The organism is Streptomyces sp. NPDC005803 (assembly GCF_040630435.1).
Lineage (GTDB): Bacteria > Actinomycetota > Actinomycetes > Streptomycetales > Streptomycetaceae > Streptomyces.
The window spans coordinates 384,158-398,489 of the sequence record NZ_JBEXXO010000001.1 but is presented as its reverse complement, the minus strand read 5'-3'; the positions used below and the strand labels follow the sequence as shown (position 1 = coordinate 398,489).

The window sequence follows — 14,332 nt, the reverse complement described above, 5'->3', positions numbered from 1 at the left end:
GCCCGCTCAGCTCCCCAGGCCCCGCCACCCTCCCTCGTCGACGCCTCCCGGGACGGCCGCCGCGGGATCGTACGGCTCACGCGTGAAGACGAACGACCCCAGATCCAGATGGTCCACGCTGCCGTCGTCGTTCCGTACGACGCGCAGTGTCTCCCCCGCGTAGTAGCCGTCCAGCCCCGTCCAGGTGCCGTCGGGGCGGGCGGTGAACCGGGCGCCTCGGCCCCGGCCGTTCAGGGGCTGCAGCTCCAGCCCACGATCCGGGGTCAGCCGCAGGACGTTCGGACGCGCGCCCCAGTACCAAGGGCCGGTCAGCGCCAGGAGTTCCGTGTCCACCTCGGGCAGCGGGCGCCACGGCTCCGGGATGCGGGGCTCCGCCTCGGCGACGATGTCCACGAGTTCGGCGGCCACCTCGCCGACCGGCACACCGGAGGTGACGTTGGCGAACGCGACAGCGGCCACATCGTCCTCGGCGCTGAACCAGAGCGCCGCCAGGAAGCCGGGCAGTGACCCCGTGTGCCCGATGAGCGTGCGGCCCTTCCTGCGGACCACCTGCAGGCCCAGGCCGTAATAGCCGTCCCAGTCCCCCGGCTCCGGTGGCGTCGCCGGCTCCGTCATCTCCGCCACGGACGCGGCCGCGAGCACCCGGTCGTCCCCCTCCGCGAGGAACGCGGCGAAGCGGAGGAGGTCGGCGGTGGTGGACCAGAGCTGCCCGGCCGGCGCCATCAGCCCGAGGTCCTCGGCCGGTTCGGGCAGCATGACGTCCGCCCACGGATGGACGGCCCAGCCCCCGGCGTGCGGGGCCTGCGCCTGCGGGCTCGTACGGTGCATGCCCAGCGGTTCAAGGATCTCGTTCCGCAGCACCTCGGCCCATGAGGCTCCGCGTACCGCTTCGATCAGCGCTCCGAGCAGGGTGTAGCCAGGGTTGGAGTAGTGGTGCCGGCGGCCGGGAGGATGCATGGTGCTCTGCTCGCGCTCGCCGAGCACATCCGCGAGCCCGGGACGAAGACTGCCGGGCGTCCGCTCCCACCAGGGCGCCGGCGCCTCGGCTCCGAGCCCCGCGCTGTGGCCCAGCAGTTGATGAAGGGTGACGTCACCGACGCCGGTACCGGGCAGGTGCTTCTCCAGGGGGTCGGCCAGATCCAGCAGGCCCTCGTCCCGCAGGCGCAGGACCAGCACGGCGGTGAACGTCTTGGTCAGGGAGCCGATCCTGTACTGCGTATCGGCGTCCGGGGCATGGCCGTCGACACATGTGCGGGAACCGTGCCAGACGACCTGGCCCTGTCGCTGCACGGCGGCGACCATAGAAGGTGAGCGCCCTTCGGCCTGGGCGGTGGCGATGCGGTGCAGCAGAGCGCGCTGCGTACCCGGGAGCAACTGTTCAGCGGGAGAAGTCATCGTCAACAACTACCTCCCGCCCGGGCACGGGGCGACTTCATTTCCGGGCAGCTGCCGACGCCCCCTCGCCCTGCTGCTCCGTCAACGGACCGGAAAGCCGCCGGCGCCGGCCCTGGGCGGTCCGTCCACAAGCAGCGCACGCCGCACCGATCAGGTCTGTGCCATGTCCACGAAGCGTGAGTAGTGCCCCTGGAAGGCGACGGTGATCGTCGCCGTCGGACCGTTACGGTGCTTGGCCACGATCAGGTCCGCCTCGCCGGCCCGCGGTGACTCCTTCTCGTAGGCGTCCTCACGGTGCAGCAGGATCACCATGTCGGCGTCCTGCTCGATGGATCCGGATTCCCGGAGGTCGGAGACCATCGGCTTCTTGTCCGTACGCTGCTCGGGGCCACGGTTCAGCTGGGAGAGCGCGATGACCGGCAGCTGGAGTTCCTTGGCGAGCAGCTTCAGGTTTCGGGACATGTCCGAGACCTCCTGCTGACGGCTCTCGGCCCGCTTCGAACCGCCGGACTGCATCAGCTGGAGATAGTCGATGACCACGAGCTTGAGGTCGTTGCGCTGCTTGAGACGACGGCACTTGGCCCGGATCTCCATCATGGAGAGGTTCGGCGAGTCGTCGATGTAGAGCGGGGCCGCCGAGACGTCGGGCATCCGCCGCGCCAGCCGCGTCCAGTCCTCGTCCGTCATGGTGCCCGAGCGCATGTGGTGGAGGGCCACCCGCGCCTCGGCGGACAGCAGACGCATCGCGATCTCGTTCCGCCCCATTTCGAGGGAGAAGATCACACTGGGCAGGTTGCTCTTGATCGAGCAGGCGCGGGCGAAGTCCAGGGCGAGCGTGGACTTACCCATGGCGGGGCGGGCCGCGATGACGATCATCTGACCCGGGTGAAGGCCGTTGGTCAGGGCGTCGAGGTCGGTGAAGCCGGTCGGCACGCCGGTCATCTCACCGCTGCGTGAACCGATCGCCTCGATCTCGTCGAGCGCGCCCTCCATGATGTCGCCGAGCGGCAGGTAATCCTCACTGGTCCGCTGCTCGGTGACGGCGTAGATCTCGGCCTGAGCGGAGTTGACGATGTCGTCGACATCGCCGTCCGCCGCGTATCCCATCTGCGTGATCTTCGTGCCGGCCTCGACGAGCCGCCGCAGGACCGCACGCTCATGCACGATCTCCGCGTAGTACGAAGCGTTGGCCGCGGTCGGCACCGACTGCACCAGGGTGTGCAGATACGGAGCCCCGCCCACCTTGGTGATCTCGCCGCGCTTGACCAGTTCCGCCGCCACCGTGATCGGGTCGGCGGGCTCGCCCTTCGCGTAGAGGTCGAGGATCGCCTGATAGACGGTCTCGTGCGCGGGGCGGTAGAAGTCGTGGCCCTTGATGATCTCCACGACGTCGGCGATGGCGTCCTTCGACAGGAGCATGCCACCGAGGACGGACTGTTCCGCGTCGAGGTCCTGGGGCGGGACCCGCTCGAACCCGGGGGAGCTGCCCTCCCAGCCGTTGCTCTCCCGGCCTCGGTCGTGCTGCTCACCACGGTCCCTGCCCTCGCCCCGGCGCTGGCGGGAAACAGGCAGACGGTCGCTGGGACCGGCCTCGGCCCAGGGGTCGTCCAAAGGCTCGGAAATGCTCATCCGGCCACCTCCTCCCGTCCGCTCCGCGGACCTAGCCGTGCCACTCTTTCTTACGGCACGGCACCGACAAACAAGACGCCTGACTCCGGTTTTGGTGTGTCGGTTCTGCGGGTTCCAGGGCCGAAACGACGTGGGGGCGCCGGACCACGGTAGGCGGCTCCGCAGCGTCAGCCAATCTGGTTATCCACAGGGCATGTGGACGACGGACCAGATGCTGTGGAGAACTCCGCAGAACCTGTGCACGGACCGGGGGACAGCACTGTGGACAAACTCATAGCCGCGCCGCTATCACTGGCCTGACCTGCACTTTCTCCGTCCACGGGCTGTGGGGGAGAAAAACTTTCCGAGTCGGCACAAGATCCCGGGAACCGGCACATGCCAGAACGTCACTCCCCGGCGTTTGTAAGGGATGCCAGAGGGTTGCATCTATTACCTGTGGAAGATTAGATTGGCTCCCATGATCCAGGCTCCGGCGACCCCGCCCTCCCGTCGCAGGCTCCATGACCGCGAGATCCTCGCGCTCGCCGTTCCCGCCTTCGGCGCCCTCGTGGCCGAGCCCCTTTTCGTGATGGTCGACAGTGCCATCGTCGGCCATCTCGGGACTCCTCAGCTGGCCGGCCTGGCCATCGCCGCCGCCCTGCTGACGACCGCCGTGAGCGTGTTCGTCTTCCTCGCCTACGCCACCACCGCTGCTGTCGCCCGGCGGGTCGGCGCCGGCGATCTGTCCGCGGCGATCCGCCAGGGCATGGACGGCATCTGGCTGGCGATCCTGCTGGGTCTCGTCGTCATCGCCCTGGCCTTCCCCCTGGCCCCCTGGCTCGTCGAGGTGTTCGGGGCCTCCGACACCGCTGCCCCGTACGCCACCACCTACCTCCGGATCTCCAGCCTCGGCATCCCCGCCATGCTCGTGGTGATGGCCGCGACCGGTGTGCTCCGGGGCCTGCAGAACACCCGCACCCCGCTCTACGTCGCCATCGGCGGGTTCGCCGCCAACGCGGCCCTCAACGCGGGCCTCGTCTACGGCGCCGGGCTCGGCATCGCAGGATCGGCCTGGGGCACGGTGATCGCCCAGATCGGGATGGCCGCCGCGTATCTCGTGGTCGTGGTCCGCGGCGCCCGGCGCCACGGCGCCTCCCTGCGCCCCGACGCCGCCGGCATCAAGGCCAGTGCCCGGGCAGGGGTTCCCCTTCTCGTCCGTACGCTGTCACTCCGCGCCGTCCTGCTCATCGCCACGGCCGTCGCCGCTCGACTGGGCGACACCGACATCGCGGCGCATCAGATCCTCCTGTCGTTGTGGAGCCTGATGGCCTTCGCACTGGATGCCATCGCCATCGCGGGACAGGCGATCATCGGACGCTACCTGGGAGCCGGTGACACGAAGGGCGCCCGCGAGGCCTGCCGCCGCATGGTGCAGTGGGGCATCGCCTCCGGCGTGCTCTTCGGAGTTCTGATCGTTCTCGCGCGTCCCCTGTTCGTACCGCTGTTCACCAGCGATCAGTCCGTGCAGGACACGCTGCTCCCGGCCCTGCTGGTGGTGGCGCTGACCCAGCCGGTCGCCGGAGTCGTCTTCGTCCTGGACGGCGTACTGATGGGCGCCGGAGACGGGGCCTATCTGGCCTGGGCCATGCTCGTCACCCTGGCCGTCTTCGCCCCGGCGGCCCTGCTGGTTCCCGTCCTCGGGGGTGGTCTGACCACGCTGTGGTGTGCGATGGCCCTCATGATGCTCGTCCGCATGGCGACCCTCTGGCTGCGCACCCGCTCCGGCACGTGGATGGTCACCGGCGCCACCCGCTGAGCCCGCCGCATCCGGCCTGTTTCACGTGAAACGGACGACGACGGCAACGGCGAAGGGCCGCACCCAGGGGGTGCGGCCCTTCACTGTTGCGCAGAGGTGCGGCCCGATCAGGCGGCAACGACCTCGACGCCGAGCTTCGCAGCGACCTCGGGGTGCAGACGCACGGACACCTGGTGTCCGCCGAGCGTCTTGATCGGCGAGCCGAGCTCGACGCGACGCTTGTCGACATCCGGGCCACCGGCGGCCTTGATCGCCGAAGCGATGTCGGCCGGGGTGACGGAGCCGAAGAGACGGCCGGCGTCGCCGGAGCGAACGGCCAGACGGACCTTCACGGCCTCGAGCTTGGTCTTGATCTCGTTGGCCTGCTCGATCGTGGCGATCTCGTGGATCTTGCGGGCGCGGCGGATCTGCGCCACGTCCTTCTCGCCACCCTTGGTCCAGCGGATGGCAAAGCCACGCGGAACCAGGTAGTTACGGGCGTACCCGTCCTTGACGTCTACAACGTCGCCCGCAGCACCGAGGCCGGAGACCTCGTGGGTGAGGATGATCTTCATGATTCGGTCACCCTTCCCTTATCGCGCGGTGGACGTGTAGGGCAGCAGCGCCATCTCACGGCTGTTCTTGACTGCCGTGGCGACGTCACGCTGGTGCTGCGTGCAGTTGCCGGTGACGCGGCGGGCACGGATCTTGCCGCGGTCGGAAATGAACTTCCGCAGCATGTTCGTGTCCTTGTAGTCCACGTACTGGGTCTTGTCCTTGCAGAACGCGCAGACCTTCTTCTTAGGCTTGCGCACAGGCGGCTTCGCCATGGTGTTTCTCCTGTGTGATCAAGAAGTGGGGGTACGAGCTGCCCTAGAAGGGCGGCTCGTCCGAGTAGCCGCCGCCAGAACCGCCGGAGCCGCCGGAGCTTCCGCCCCAACCGCCTCCGCCGCCCTGCTGGCCCCCGCCCTGCTGGCCGCCGGCCGGAGCGCTCGTGGCCCACGGGTCGTCGGCGGGAGCACCGCCACCACCCTGCTGGCCACCAGAACCGGGACCGCCGCCCCAGTTACCGCCACCCTGCTGGCCGCCGCCGTATCCACCCTGGCCGCCCTGGCCACCACGACCGGTGGTCTTGGTGACCTTGGCAGTGGCGCTCTTGAGACTGGGGCCGACTTCCTCGACGTCCAGCTCGTAGACCGTGCGCTTGACGCCCTCGCGGTCTTCGTACGACCGCTGCTTCAGCCGGCCCTGCACGACAACGCGCATGCCTCGCGTGAGCGACTCGGCGACGTTCTCCGCCGCCTGACGCCAGACCGAGCAGGTGAGGAACAGGCCTTCGCCGTCCTTCCACTCATTGGTCTGCCGGTCGAAGATGCGGGGAGTGGACGCGACGCGGAACTTCGCGACCGCCGCACCGGACGGGGTGAAGCGCAGCTCGGGGTCGTCGACGAGATTGCCGACGACCGTGATGACGGTCTCGCCTGCCATGGATGAACCTCTCGGCGGGGATTGCTTCTGGCTGCTTGCTGCTACTCGAACCCGATGACCACTGAGCTAGAAGCTCAGTGGATCTCGGGACGGAGGACCTTGGTCCGGAGGACCGACTCGTTCAGGTTCATCTGGCGGTCGAGCTCCTTGACGACCGCAGGCTCGGCCTGCAGGTCGATGACCGAGTAGATGCCCTCGGGCTTCTTCTTGATCTCGTAAGCGAGCCGACGACGGCCCCAGGTGTCGACCTTCTCAACCTTTCCTTCGCCCTCACGGACGACGGAGAGGAAGTTCTCGATCAGCGGGGAGACTGCTCGCTCCTCGAGATCGGGGTCGAGGATGACCATCACCTCGTAGTGACGCATGTGGAACCCACCTCCTTTGGACTCAGCGGCCACGGTCGTTCCGTGGCAGGAGGGTCGTGATGCGTGAGCATCAGTGTCTCCGAGTAAAACAGCCGCCACTGACAACGCCCTCCGTGGAGAGGAGCCGTCCGTGCTGGCCTGGACAGACACTGGTGCAGACCGTCCAGAGTACCCGCAGACCGGCTTCCGGTTGAAATCCGGTGGTCAGGAGACGCAATCTGTACACATCGGGTGTGAGCGGCGCCACGATGCGCCGCCTTTCGGCCAGGAGGTACTCCATGGCACAAGCAATGCAATCCCGCTCCCACTCCCCCGCCCGTCCCGCCGGCTCGCTCTTCGCGACGGACGGCAAGCCTCATCCGCTCCAGGACACCCTGGTGGCTGTGACGGTGGTGCTGGGTGTCCTGGCGTTCGTGACGGCGATGTTCCACAACCTGCATCTGCTCAGCTCGTGGGCCGGACTGATCGGATTCCTCACGGGCGGGTACGGGATCTACATCTCCGAGACCACCCGGGAGAGGTTCCCTCTGTTCGTCGGCATGGGTGCGGCCGGCGTCGGATTCTTCCTGGGCATGGCCCATGGCGGGCTCTTCGGCGGCGTGATCGGCTGACCGCGGCGCAGCAGCGTCCCGGCAGCCTGCGGGGCGGCCCCCTCCACGGGCGGGACCGCCCCGTACCGCATGCCGGGACGGCAGGGGTACGACGGGGCCAGACCGCGCGCTTCCCGGTCACAGTAGGCTTCGGCGCGAGAGCCGGAGCCCCTGACCGATGGGGACACACCTGCCGAGGAGCGCCCCGCATGAGCCTGACCCTGAGGACCATCAGCCGAGAGCAGCATCTGGCGTACATCCAGAGTCTGCCCGCGGCAAGTCACATGCAGGTCCCGGCATGGGCGGATGTGAAGGCCGAGTGGCGCTCGGAGAGCCTGGGCTGGTTCGACAAGGACGGCCAGCTCGTCGGCGCCGGCCTGGTGCTCTACCGGCAGCTGCCCAAGATCAAGCGCTACCTCGCGTACCTGCCCGAGGGCCCGGTCATCAACTGGTACGCCCCCAACCTGAACGACTGGCTGCAGCCGATGCTGGCGCATCTCAAGCAGCAGGGCGCCTTCTCGGTGAAGATGGGCCCGCCGGTCGTCATCCGCCGCTGGGACGCCGCCGCCATCAAGGCCGGCATCCAGGACCCCGAGGTGAAGCGTCTGCGCGACGTGGAGGCCACCCACATCGAGCCCCGCGCCTTCGAGGTCGCGGACCGGCTGCGGAAGATGGGCTGGCAGCAGGGCGAGGACGGCGGCGCCGGATTCGGTGACGTACAGCCCCGCTACATCTTCCAGGTGCCGCTGGCCAACCGCTCGCTCGAAGACGTGCACAAGGGCTTCAACCAGCTCTGGCGGCGCAACATCAAGAAGGCCGAGAAGGCCGGCGTCGAGGTCGTCCAGGGCAGTTACGCGGAGCTCGCCGAGTGGCAGCGGCTCTACGAGATCACGGCGGAACGCGACCACTTCCGGCCGCGTCCGCTCGGCTACTTCCAGCGCATGTGGACGGCCCTCAACAACGAGGACCCCAACCGGATGCGGCTCTACTTCGCCCGTCACGAGGGTGAGAACGTCGCGGCCGCGACCATGCTGATCGTGGGCGGCCACGTCTGGTACTCGTACGGCGCCTCGGCCAACCACAAGCGCGAGGTCCGCCCTTCGAACGCGATGCAGTGGCGGATGCTGCGCGACGCGTACGCGATGGGCGCCACCGTCTACGACCTGCGCGGCATCTCCGACTCGCTGGACGAGACCGATCACCTCTTCGGTCTGATCCAGTTCAAGGTGGGCACCGGCGGCCAGGCCGCGGAGTACCTCGGCGAGTGGGACTTCCCGCTCAACAAGCTGCTGCACAAGGCCCTCGACCTCTACATGTCACGCCGCTGAGCAGTCGGTGATCCGCCGCTGATCCGCCGTGCATGGCTGACGAAACCGGCTTCATTCGTTTCAATGGGCTCATCAAGCAGCTCCGCACACCTCTGCTCCACCGCAGCCACCAGAAAGGTTCCGGACCGGCCATGGCGCTCTCCCTGTACGTCGACACCGCGCGCTGGCGGGCGCACCAGAAATCCGTGCTCGACCAGTTCCCGGGCCTGGTACCGGTCTGCAAGGGCAACGGGTACGGCTTCGGCCACGAGCGGCTGGCCGACGAGGCGATCCGCTTCGGCTCCGACATCCTCGCGGTCGGCACCACCTACGAAGCGGCCCGCATCAAGGACTGGTTCAGCGGTGATCTGCTGGTCCTCACTCCGTTCAGGCGGGGCGAGGAGCCGGTGCCGCTGCCCGACCGGGTCGTCCGCTCCGTGTCGTCCGTGGACGGTGTGCACGCTCTGGTGGGCGCCCGGGTCGTCATCGAGTGCATGAGCTCGATGAAGCGCCACGGCGTCAGGGAGGAGGAGCTGGGGCAGTTGCACGCCGCCATCGAGGACGTACGTCTCGAAGGTTTCGCTCTGCACCTCCCGCTGGACCGCACGGACGGCTCGGACGCGGTGGAAGAGGTCATCGCCTGGATGGACCGTCTCCGGGCGGCCCGGCTGCCGCTGCACACCATGTTCGTGAGTCATCTGCGTGCCGAGGAACTGGGCCGGCTGCAGCAGCAGTTCCCCCAGACGCGGTTCCGCGCCCGCATCGGCACCCGGCTGTGGCTGGGCGACCACGAGGCGACCGAGTACCGGGGTGCGGTGCTGGACGTCACCCGCGTCGTCAAGGGCGACCGGTTCGGCTACCGGCAGCAGAAGGCCGCGTCCGACGGCTGGCTGGTCGTCGTCGCGGGCGGCACGTCGCACGGCGTGGGGCTGGAGGCCCCCAAGGCCCTGCACGGGGTGATGCCGCGCGCCAAGGGGGTCGCCCGGGCGGGGCTGGCCACCGTCAACCGCAACCTGTCGCCGTTCGTCTGGGCCGGCAAGCAGCGTTGGTTCGCCGAGCCGCCGCACATGCAGGTGTCGATCCTGTTCGTGCCCTCGGACGCCGAGGAGCCGCGGGTGGGCGACGAGCTGGTGGCCCACCTGCGCCACACCACCACGCAGTTCGACCGGCTCGTCGACCGCTGAGACGCCCGGGTACGCCGGCCGCTCAGTCGGCGGCCGGCGTACCCCACTCCACCCGGGTGCCCGCCTCGGTGAGTGCGGCAGCGCGCGGCGGACGCCCCGCCGCGTGCCCCAGCACGAAGACGTCCTCGGCTCCGTCGAGCACCCCACCCGACGGGTCGTCCGAGCCGTCGCGCCGCACCACGTCACGCTCCGGCATCAGGATGTCCCGTACGACCACGGCACAGAGGTACAGGGTGCCCAGCAGGTGCACGACGATCGCCAGCTGATAGCCCTCCGTGGGCAGGCCCTGGTGCTTGTCCCCGCTCGTCGTGTAGGCGAGGTACATCCAGATCCCCAGGAAGTACATGACCTCGCACGCCTGCCAGATCAGGAAGTCCCGCCAGCGCGGCCTGGCCAGCACGGCGAGGGGGATCAGCCACAGGACGTACTGCGGTGAGTAGACCTTGTTGACGAGGATGAACACCGCGACGACGAGGAACGCGAGCTGGGCGAACCGGGGCCTGCGCGGCGCCGTCAGCGTCAGCGCGCCGATCGCCGCGCACAGGACGAGCGTCGCCAGCGTGGAGACGGTGTTGACCGTGGAGACGTCGATGGAGGAGCCGGTGCGCTGGGTGATGACCAGCCAGAAGGAGCCGAAGTCGATCGAACGGTCGTGGCTGAAGGTGTAGAACTTCTTCCAGCCCTCGGGGGCGAACACCATCACCGGCAGGTTGACCACCAGCCAGGAGCCGGCGGCGGCCAGCGTCGCCACCCCGAACTCCCGCCACTTCCCGGCCCGCCAGCACAGCACGAAGGCCGGGCCCAGCAGGAACGCGGGATAGAGCTTGGCGGCCGTGGCCAGCCCGATCAGGATGCCGAACGCCAGCGGGCGGCTACGGGACCACATGAGCATCGCCGCGGCCGTCAGGGCGACGGCCAGCAGGTCCCAGTTGATCGTGGCCGTGAGGGCGAACGCCGGTGCCAGGGCCACCAGCAGGCCGTCCCACGGACGGCGCCGGTGCGTGCGGGCGACACACACGGCGATGACGGCGGTGCAGATCATCAGCATGCCCGCGTTGACGAGCCAGTACGCCTGTTCCTGCTGCTGGAGTGAGCCGCCGGGGGTGAGCCAGGCGGCGATCTGCATGAACACGCCGGTGAGGACCGGGTACTCCAGGAACTGCATGTCCCCGGGCAGCCGGTCGAAGTACGGCACCAGGCCGTCGGCGAAGCCCCGTGCCGCGTACAGGTGCGGGATGTCGGAGTAGCAGGCGTGGGTGTACTGGGAGCCGGCTCCCTTGAACCAGGCCCAGTTGTAGCAGGGCAGCTTCTGCACCATGCCGAGCGCGAACATCCCGATCGCCACCAGCGCGACGACGCCCACGGGAGTGAGTGCGGCGGTGCCGAACCGCGTCCAGCGTCCCGAGCTTCCGCCGATCAGCTCGCTGCCGGCCGCGGCGATCTCGTCCTGGTGCGTGGGCCGTACGACGGCCCGTTCGTGGTGCACGCTCGTGTCCTCTGCGCTTGGCATGCCGCACATCCTGCCGTACGGACGTGTGGAAACGATGAGGGCCGCCGCACCGTGTGGTGCCGCGGCCCTCGTCGTGCTTCTCGGCTCACCTCGCCCGGCCTGCCGGATGTGCGGGGTGTGCGGCCTGCCGGGCGCTACCCGGCCGGGCCACCGAAGACGTTGCCGTTCCCGTTCCCGTGCCCGTTGCCACCTGTGTCGGGTGAGGGACTGACGCCTCCGTCGGTCTCACCCTCCGTGGTCCCGGTGGTGGTCCCGGCATCCGTCTGGCCGGTGCTGCCGTCGGTCGTCCCGGCGTCCGTGCCCCCGTCGGTCCAGCCGGTGGAGTTCCCACCGTTGTTGCTCTGGCAGTTCATGTCCCAGGCACCGCAGCTCGTCTGCGACGGGTCGGGCTTCGGGTCCTTGGGGGTGGGCGTCGGCTTGACGGTCTCCGACTCGGTCGGCGTCGGCGTCGGCGTCGGGCTGGGCGTGGGCTCGGCACTCTTCGCGCCGCCGCCGTAGACCTTGTCACCGATCGGCTCCGGCTTCGGGAAGGACAGCTTCTCCTGGCCCTCCAGCGCATCGGCCATGTAGTCGTGCCAGATGCTGGCGGGGAACGACGCACCGTGGATCGTCTTCTCGCCACCGGTGCCGTACATCTTCTCGAACTTGCGGTCCTTGTGGCTCTCGTCGTCGTCCAGCCGGTACATGCTGATCGCCGTCGACAACTGCGGGGTGTAACCCACGAACCAGGCGGACAGGTTGTCGTCCGTGGTACCCGTCTTGCCCGCGACGTCCCGGCCGGGAAGCTTGGCCGGCGTACCGGTTCCCTTCTCGACGACGTTCTTGAGGACGTCCGTCACGTTGTCGGCGATGACGTTGGAGAAGGCGCTCTTGGCCACCACCTTGTGCCGGTAGACCACCTCGCCGCGCTTCTTCACCTCCGTGACGGAGAAGGGCTCGCGCTGCTGGCCGCTGGCCGCGAAGGTGGCGTACGCGCCCGCCATGCGGGTCGCACTGGGCGAGGACGTGCCGATGGAGAACGACGGAACGTTCGCGTTCGCCATGTACTCGTCGTCCTTCAGGCCGGCCGCGATGGCCACGTCCTTCACCTTGTCGGTGCCGACGTCCATGCCCAGCTGCACGTAGGGCGAGTTGGCCGACACCCGCATCGCCTCGCGGAGGGTGATGTCACCCTTCGACTCATGGCCGTCGTTGGCCTGGAGCCACTCCTTGCCCTTCTCGTCGGTCCAGACCTCGCCGTTGTACTTCTTGATCTTCAGCTTGTCGTCGCCGTTGTAGATGCTGTTCGGCGAGACCTTCGTACGGTCCGCCTCACCCTGGTCCGGCCCCTTCGAGGGGTCCCGCTTGCCGTACTCCATCGCGGCGGCCAGGACGAAGGGCTTGAAGGTGGATCCGACCGCGGCGCCGGTGGGATCGGCGTTGCTGGTGTAGTGCTTCGTGGCGTCCACGCCGCCGTAGATCGCCTCGATGGCGCCCGTCTTCGGGTTCACCGACGAACCGCCGAACTGGACGTGGGTGTCCTTGTCGGGGCGCTTCTTGGGGTCGATCCTCTCGTCGTAGACCTTCTTGACGGCCTTGCTGAGCTGATCGACCTTCTTCTTGTCGAAGGTCGTGTGGATCTCGTAGCCGCCCTGGTCGAGCTGCTCGCGTTTGACGTCGGTCTTGCTCAGGAAGTTGGACCTGGCCATCGCGACGAGGTAGCCGATCTGGCCGCCCAGCTGAGCGTCCTTCTTCGGCTTGTCGGGCATCGGGAACGTCTTGTACTTGTCGCGCTCCGACTGCTCCATCCGCCCGTCCTTCACCTCCTCGTCGAGGATCCAGCGCCAGCGCTTCACGGCCCGTTCCGTGTTCTTCTCCGCGGTCGCCTGCACCGGGTCGACCTCCGTGGCGCCCGCGGGGTCGTAGTAGCTGGCTCCCTTGAGCAGCGTGGCCAGGAAGGCGCACTCGCTCGGATTCAGGTCCTTGGCGTCCTTGCCGTAGTACGTACGTGCCGCCGCCTGGAGACCCGAGGCACCGCGTCCGTAGTACGAGACGTTGAGGTACCCGGCCATAACCGTCTTCTTGCTCTCCTGCTCGCCGACCTTCAGCGTGATGAAGAGCTCCTCGAACTTCCGGCTCAGGGTCTGTTCCTGCGAGAGCCGCGAGTTCTTCACGTACTGCTGGGTGATCGTCGAGCCACCCTGGGTCTCTCCACCCTTGGCCATGTTGAACACGGCTCGGGCGATGCCCATCGGGTCGATGCCGTGGTCGTGGTCGAAGGTCTTGTTCTCCGCGGAGATGACGGCGTTGCGCATCGCTTCCGGGATCTGGGCGTAGTCGATGACCTGGCGGTTGATCTCACCGCCGGTGGCCACCATCTGCGAGCCGTCTTTCCAGAAGTAGACGTTGTTCTCCGCCTTCGCCGCAGCCTGGATCTCGGGCTTGGCGACCATGGCGTACGCAAGGCCGGCGAGCCCCATCAGAAGCCCGAGGAAGCCGACGCAGAGGCCGGAGACCAGCTTCCACGACGGCATCCAGCGCCGCAGGCCCTGCTTGCCGGCGCGGGGGTAGTCGATGAAGCGTTTCTTGGCCGGGCGCTGGCTGCCCCGCCCCCGCCCGCGGCCGGGGCCCTCCTGGCCACCGTCCCCGCCTCCGCGACGCCGGCCACCGCCGCCGTCGGAACCGCCCCGGCCACCGCCGCCGCGCTGGGCGGCCCGTCTGGCCGCGGCTCGACCGCCGTACGGGGTCTCCTCGCTGTACGAACCGGAAGGTGAATCATCAGTCACTCCGCGTGACGGCGCTGCGCGACGTCCGGGGGACTGCTGGGCGGCTCGTCTGGCCGCGGCACGCCCGCCACCTTGCGGTTGCGGCATCTTGCGACGGTGCTCGCTCATCGAACGACTACTCCTCGGGCAGGCGAGAGCGCCTGGAAGCGGCAGTTGAGATCCGGTCCCCCCGAATTACGGACCAGCCCCGCGAGAGGCTCATCCGCAGTGCGTCCGGTCAGTCCGCGAAGACTGACGTACTCGGACGTCACACGGTTCCCGGTGGTCTGCATGCCGCACAGACTACGCACGGTCAAAACCCTCCTGGAGCCGAACTTCACCCCAA

Annotated in this window: 12 protein-coding genes; 4 read left to right on the top strand and 8 right to left on the bottom strand. The window is 68.5% G+C overall.

Features of this window, described 5'->3' with window-relative positions:
- Window positions 1–6 precede the first annotated feature (6 nt).
- A complete protein-coding gene (locus ABZ454_RS01795) occupies window positions 7–1,395 on the bottom strand; it encodes a serine hydrolase domain-containing protein (protein WP_359535625.1) in 1,389 nt (462 codons plus the stop codon).
- A 150-nt stretch (window positions 1,396–1,545) separates the two neighbouring features.
- Window positions 1,546–3,024 (bottom strand): replicative DNA helicase, encoded by a 1,479-nt coding sequence (gene dnaB / locus ABZ454_RS01790; protein ID WP_359535624.1) that lies wholly within the window; start codon window positions 3,022–3,024, stop codon window positions 1,546–1,548.
- A gap of 457 nt (window positions 3,025–3,481) precedes the next feature.
- Between dnaB and ABZ454_RS01785 the strand changes: the two genes are divergently transcribed.
- Window positions 3,482–4,819: an MATE family efflux transporter gene (locus ABZ454_RS01785; protein ID WP_359535623.1), complete on the top strand. Its 1,338-nt coding sequence runs from the start codon at window positions 3,482–3,484 to the stop codon at window positions 4,817–4,819.
- A 107-nt stretch (window positions 4,820–4,926) separates the two neighbouring features.
- Here ABZ454_RS01785 and rplI read toward each other — a convergent pair whose 3' ends face one another.
- The 4 genes from rplI to rpsF all read right to left on the bottom strand — a co-directional run bounded on the left by rplI (window position 4,927) and on the right by rpsF (window position 6,651).
- Window positions 4,927–5,373, bottom strand: coding sequence for a 50S ribosomal protein L9 (gene rplI / locus ABZ454_RS01780; RefSeq protein ID WP_311311380.1), 447 nt, complete (start codon window positions 5,371–5,373; stop codon window positions 4,927–4,929).
- 18 nt (window positions 5,374–5,391) lie between these two features.
- The gene (gene rpsR, locus ABZ454_RS01775; protein ID WP_003967857.1) at window positions 5,392–5,628 is read right to left on the bottom strand and encodes a 30S ribosomal protein S18; all 237 of its coding nucleotides are present in this window, start codon (window positions 5,626–5,628) and stop codon (window positions 5,392–5,394) included.
- A gap of 43 nt (window positions 5,629–5,671) precedes the next feature.
- Complete coding sequence (locus ABZ454_RS01770; RefSeq protein WP_356321021.1) at window positions 5,672–6,286, bottom strand: single-stranded DNA-binding protein; 615 nt, start codon at window positions 6,284–6,286, stop codon at window positions 5,672–5,674.
- Window positions 6,287–6,360: 74 nt separating this feature from the next.
- On the bottom strand, window positions 6,361–6,651 hold the full coding sequence (gene rpsF, locus ABZ454_RS01765; RefSeq protein ID WP_018101872.1) for a 30S ribosomal protein S6: 291 nt from the start codon (window positions 6,649–6,651) through the stop codon (window positions 6,361–6,363).
- 278 nt (window positions 6,652–6,929) lie between these two features.
- Here rpsF and ABZ454_RS01760 point away from each other — a divergent pair, with 278 nt between their 5' ends.
- The 3 genes from ABZ454_RS01760 to ABZ454_RS01750 all read left to right on the top strand — a co-directional run bounded on the left by ABZ454_RS01760 (window position 6,930) and on the right by ABZ454_RS01750 (window position 9,732).
- Window positions 6,930–7,262: a hypothetical protein gene (locus tag ABZ454_RS01760; protein ID WP_359535622.1), complete on the top strand. Its 333-nt coding sequence runs from the start codon at window positions 6,930–6,932 to the stop codon at window positions 7,260–7,262.
- Between the two features lie 188 nt (window positions 7,263–7,450).
- A complete protein-coding gene (locus tag ABZ454_RS01755; protein WP_356321025.1) occupies window positions 7,451–8,569 on the top strand; it encodes a peptidoglycan bridge formation glycyltransferase FemA/FemB family protein in 1,119 nt (372 codons plus the stop codon).
- A 131-nt stretch (window positions 8,570–8,700) separates the two neighbouring features.
- Complete coding sequence (locus ABZ454_RS01750) at window positions 8,701–9,732, top strand: alanine racemase (protein ID WP_356321027.1); 1,032 nt, start codon at window positions 8,701–8,703, stop codon at window positions 9,730–9,732.
- A gap of 22 nt (window positions 9,733–9,754) precedes the next feature.
- On the opposite strand, the gene ABZ454_RS01745 is transcribed toward ABZ454_RS01750, so the two are convergent.
- Both ABZ454_RS01745 and ABZ454_RS01740 read right to left on the bottom strand, forming a co-directional pair.
- A complete protein-coding gene (locus ABZ454_RS01745) occupies window positions 9,755–11,242 on the bottom strand; it encodes a glycosyltransferase 87 family protein (RefSeq protein WP_359535620.1) in 1,488 nt (495 codons plus the stop codon).
- A 134-nt stretch (window positions 11,243–11,376) separates the two neighbouring features.
- Window positions 11,377–14,115, bottom strand: coding sequence for a transglycosylase domain-containing protein (locus ABZ454_RS01740; protein ID WP_359535618.1), 2,739 nt, complete (start codon window positions 14,113–14,115; stop codon window positions 11,377–11,379).
- Window positions 14,116–14,332: the final 217 nt, after the last annotated feature.

Bases quoted from the DNA above. Each gene is read 5' to 3' on its own strand.
- ABZ454_RS01785 (WP_359535623.1), top strand. From the start codon at position 3,482: ATGATCCAGGCTCCGGCGACCCCGCCCTCCCGTCGCAGGCTCCATGAC.
- ABZ454_RS01755 (WP_356321025.1), top strand. From the start codon at position 7,451: ATGAGCCTGACCCTGAGGACCATCAGCCGAGAGCAGCATCTGGCGTAC.
- ABZ454_RS01745 (WP_359535620.1), bottom strand. From the start codon at position 11,242: ATGCCAAGCGCAGAGGACACGAGCGTGCACCACGAACGGGCCGTCGTA.
- ABZ454_RS01795 (WP_359535625.1), bottom strand. From the start codon at position 1,395: ATGACTTCTCCCGCTGAACAGTTGCTCCCGGGTACGCAGCGCGCTCTG.
- rplI (WP_311311380.1), bottom strand. From the start codon at position 5,373: ATGAAGATCATCCTCACCCACGAGGTCTCCGGCCTCGGTGCTGCGGGC.
- rpsF (WP_018101872.1), bottom strand. From the start codon at position 6,651: ATGCGTCACTACGAGGTGATGGTCATCCTCGACCCCGATCTCGAGGAG.
- ABZ454_RS01750 (WP_356321027.1), top strand. From the start codon at position 8,701: ATGGCGCTCTCCCTGTACGTCGACACCGCGCGCTGGCGGGCGCACCAG.
- dnaB (WP_359535624.1), bottom strand. From the start codon at position 3,024: ATGAGCATTTCCGAGCCTTTGGACGACCCCTGGGCCGAGGCCGGTCCC.
- ABZ454_RS01760 (WP_359535622.1), top strand. From the start codon at position 6,930: ATGGCACAAGCAATGCAATCCCGCTCCCACTCCCCCGCCCGTCCCGCC.
- ABZ454_RS01740 (WP_359535618.1), bottom strand. From the start codon at position 14,115: ATGAGCGAGCACCGTCGCAAGATGCCGCAACCGCAAGGTGGCGGGCGT.
- rpsR (WP_003967857.1), bottom strand. From the start codon at position 5,628: ATGGCGAAGCCGCCTGTGCGCAAGCCTAAGAAGAAGGTCTGCGCGTTC.
- ABZ454_RS01770 (WP_356321021.1), bottom strand. From the start codon at position 6,286: ATGGCAGGCGAGACCGTCATCACGGTCGTCGGCAATCTCGTCGACGAC.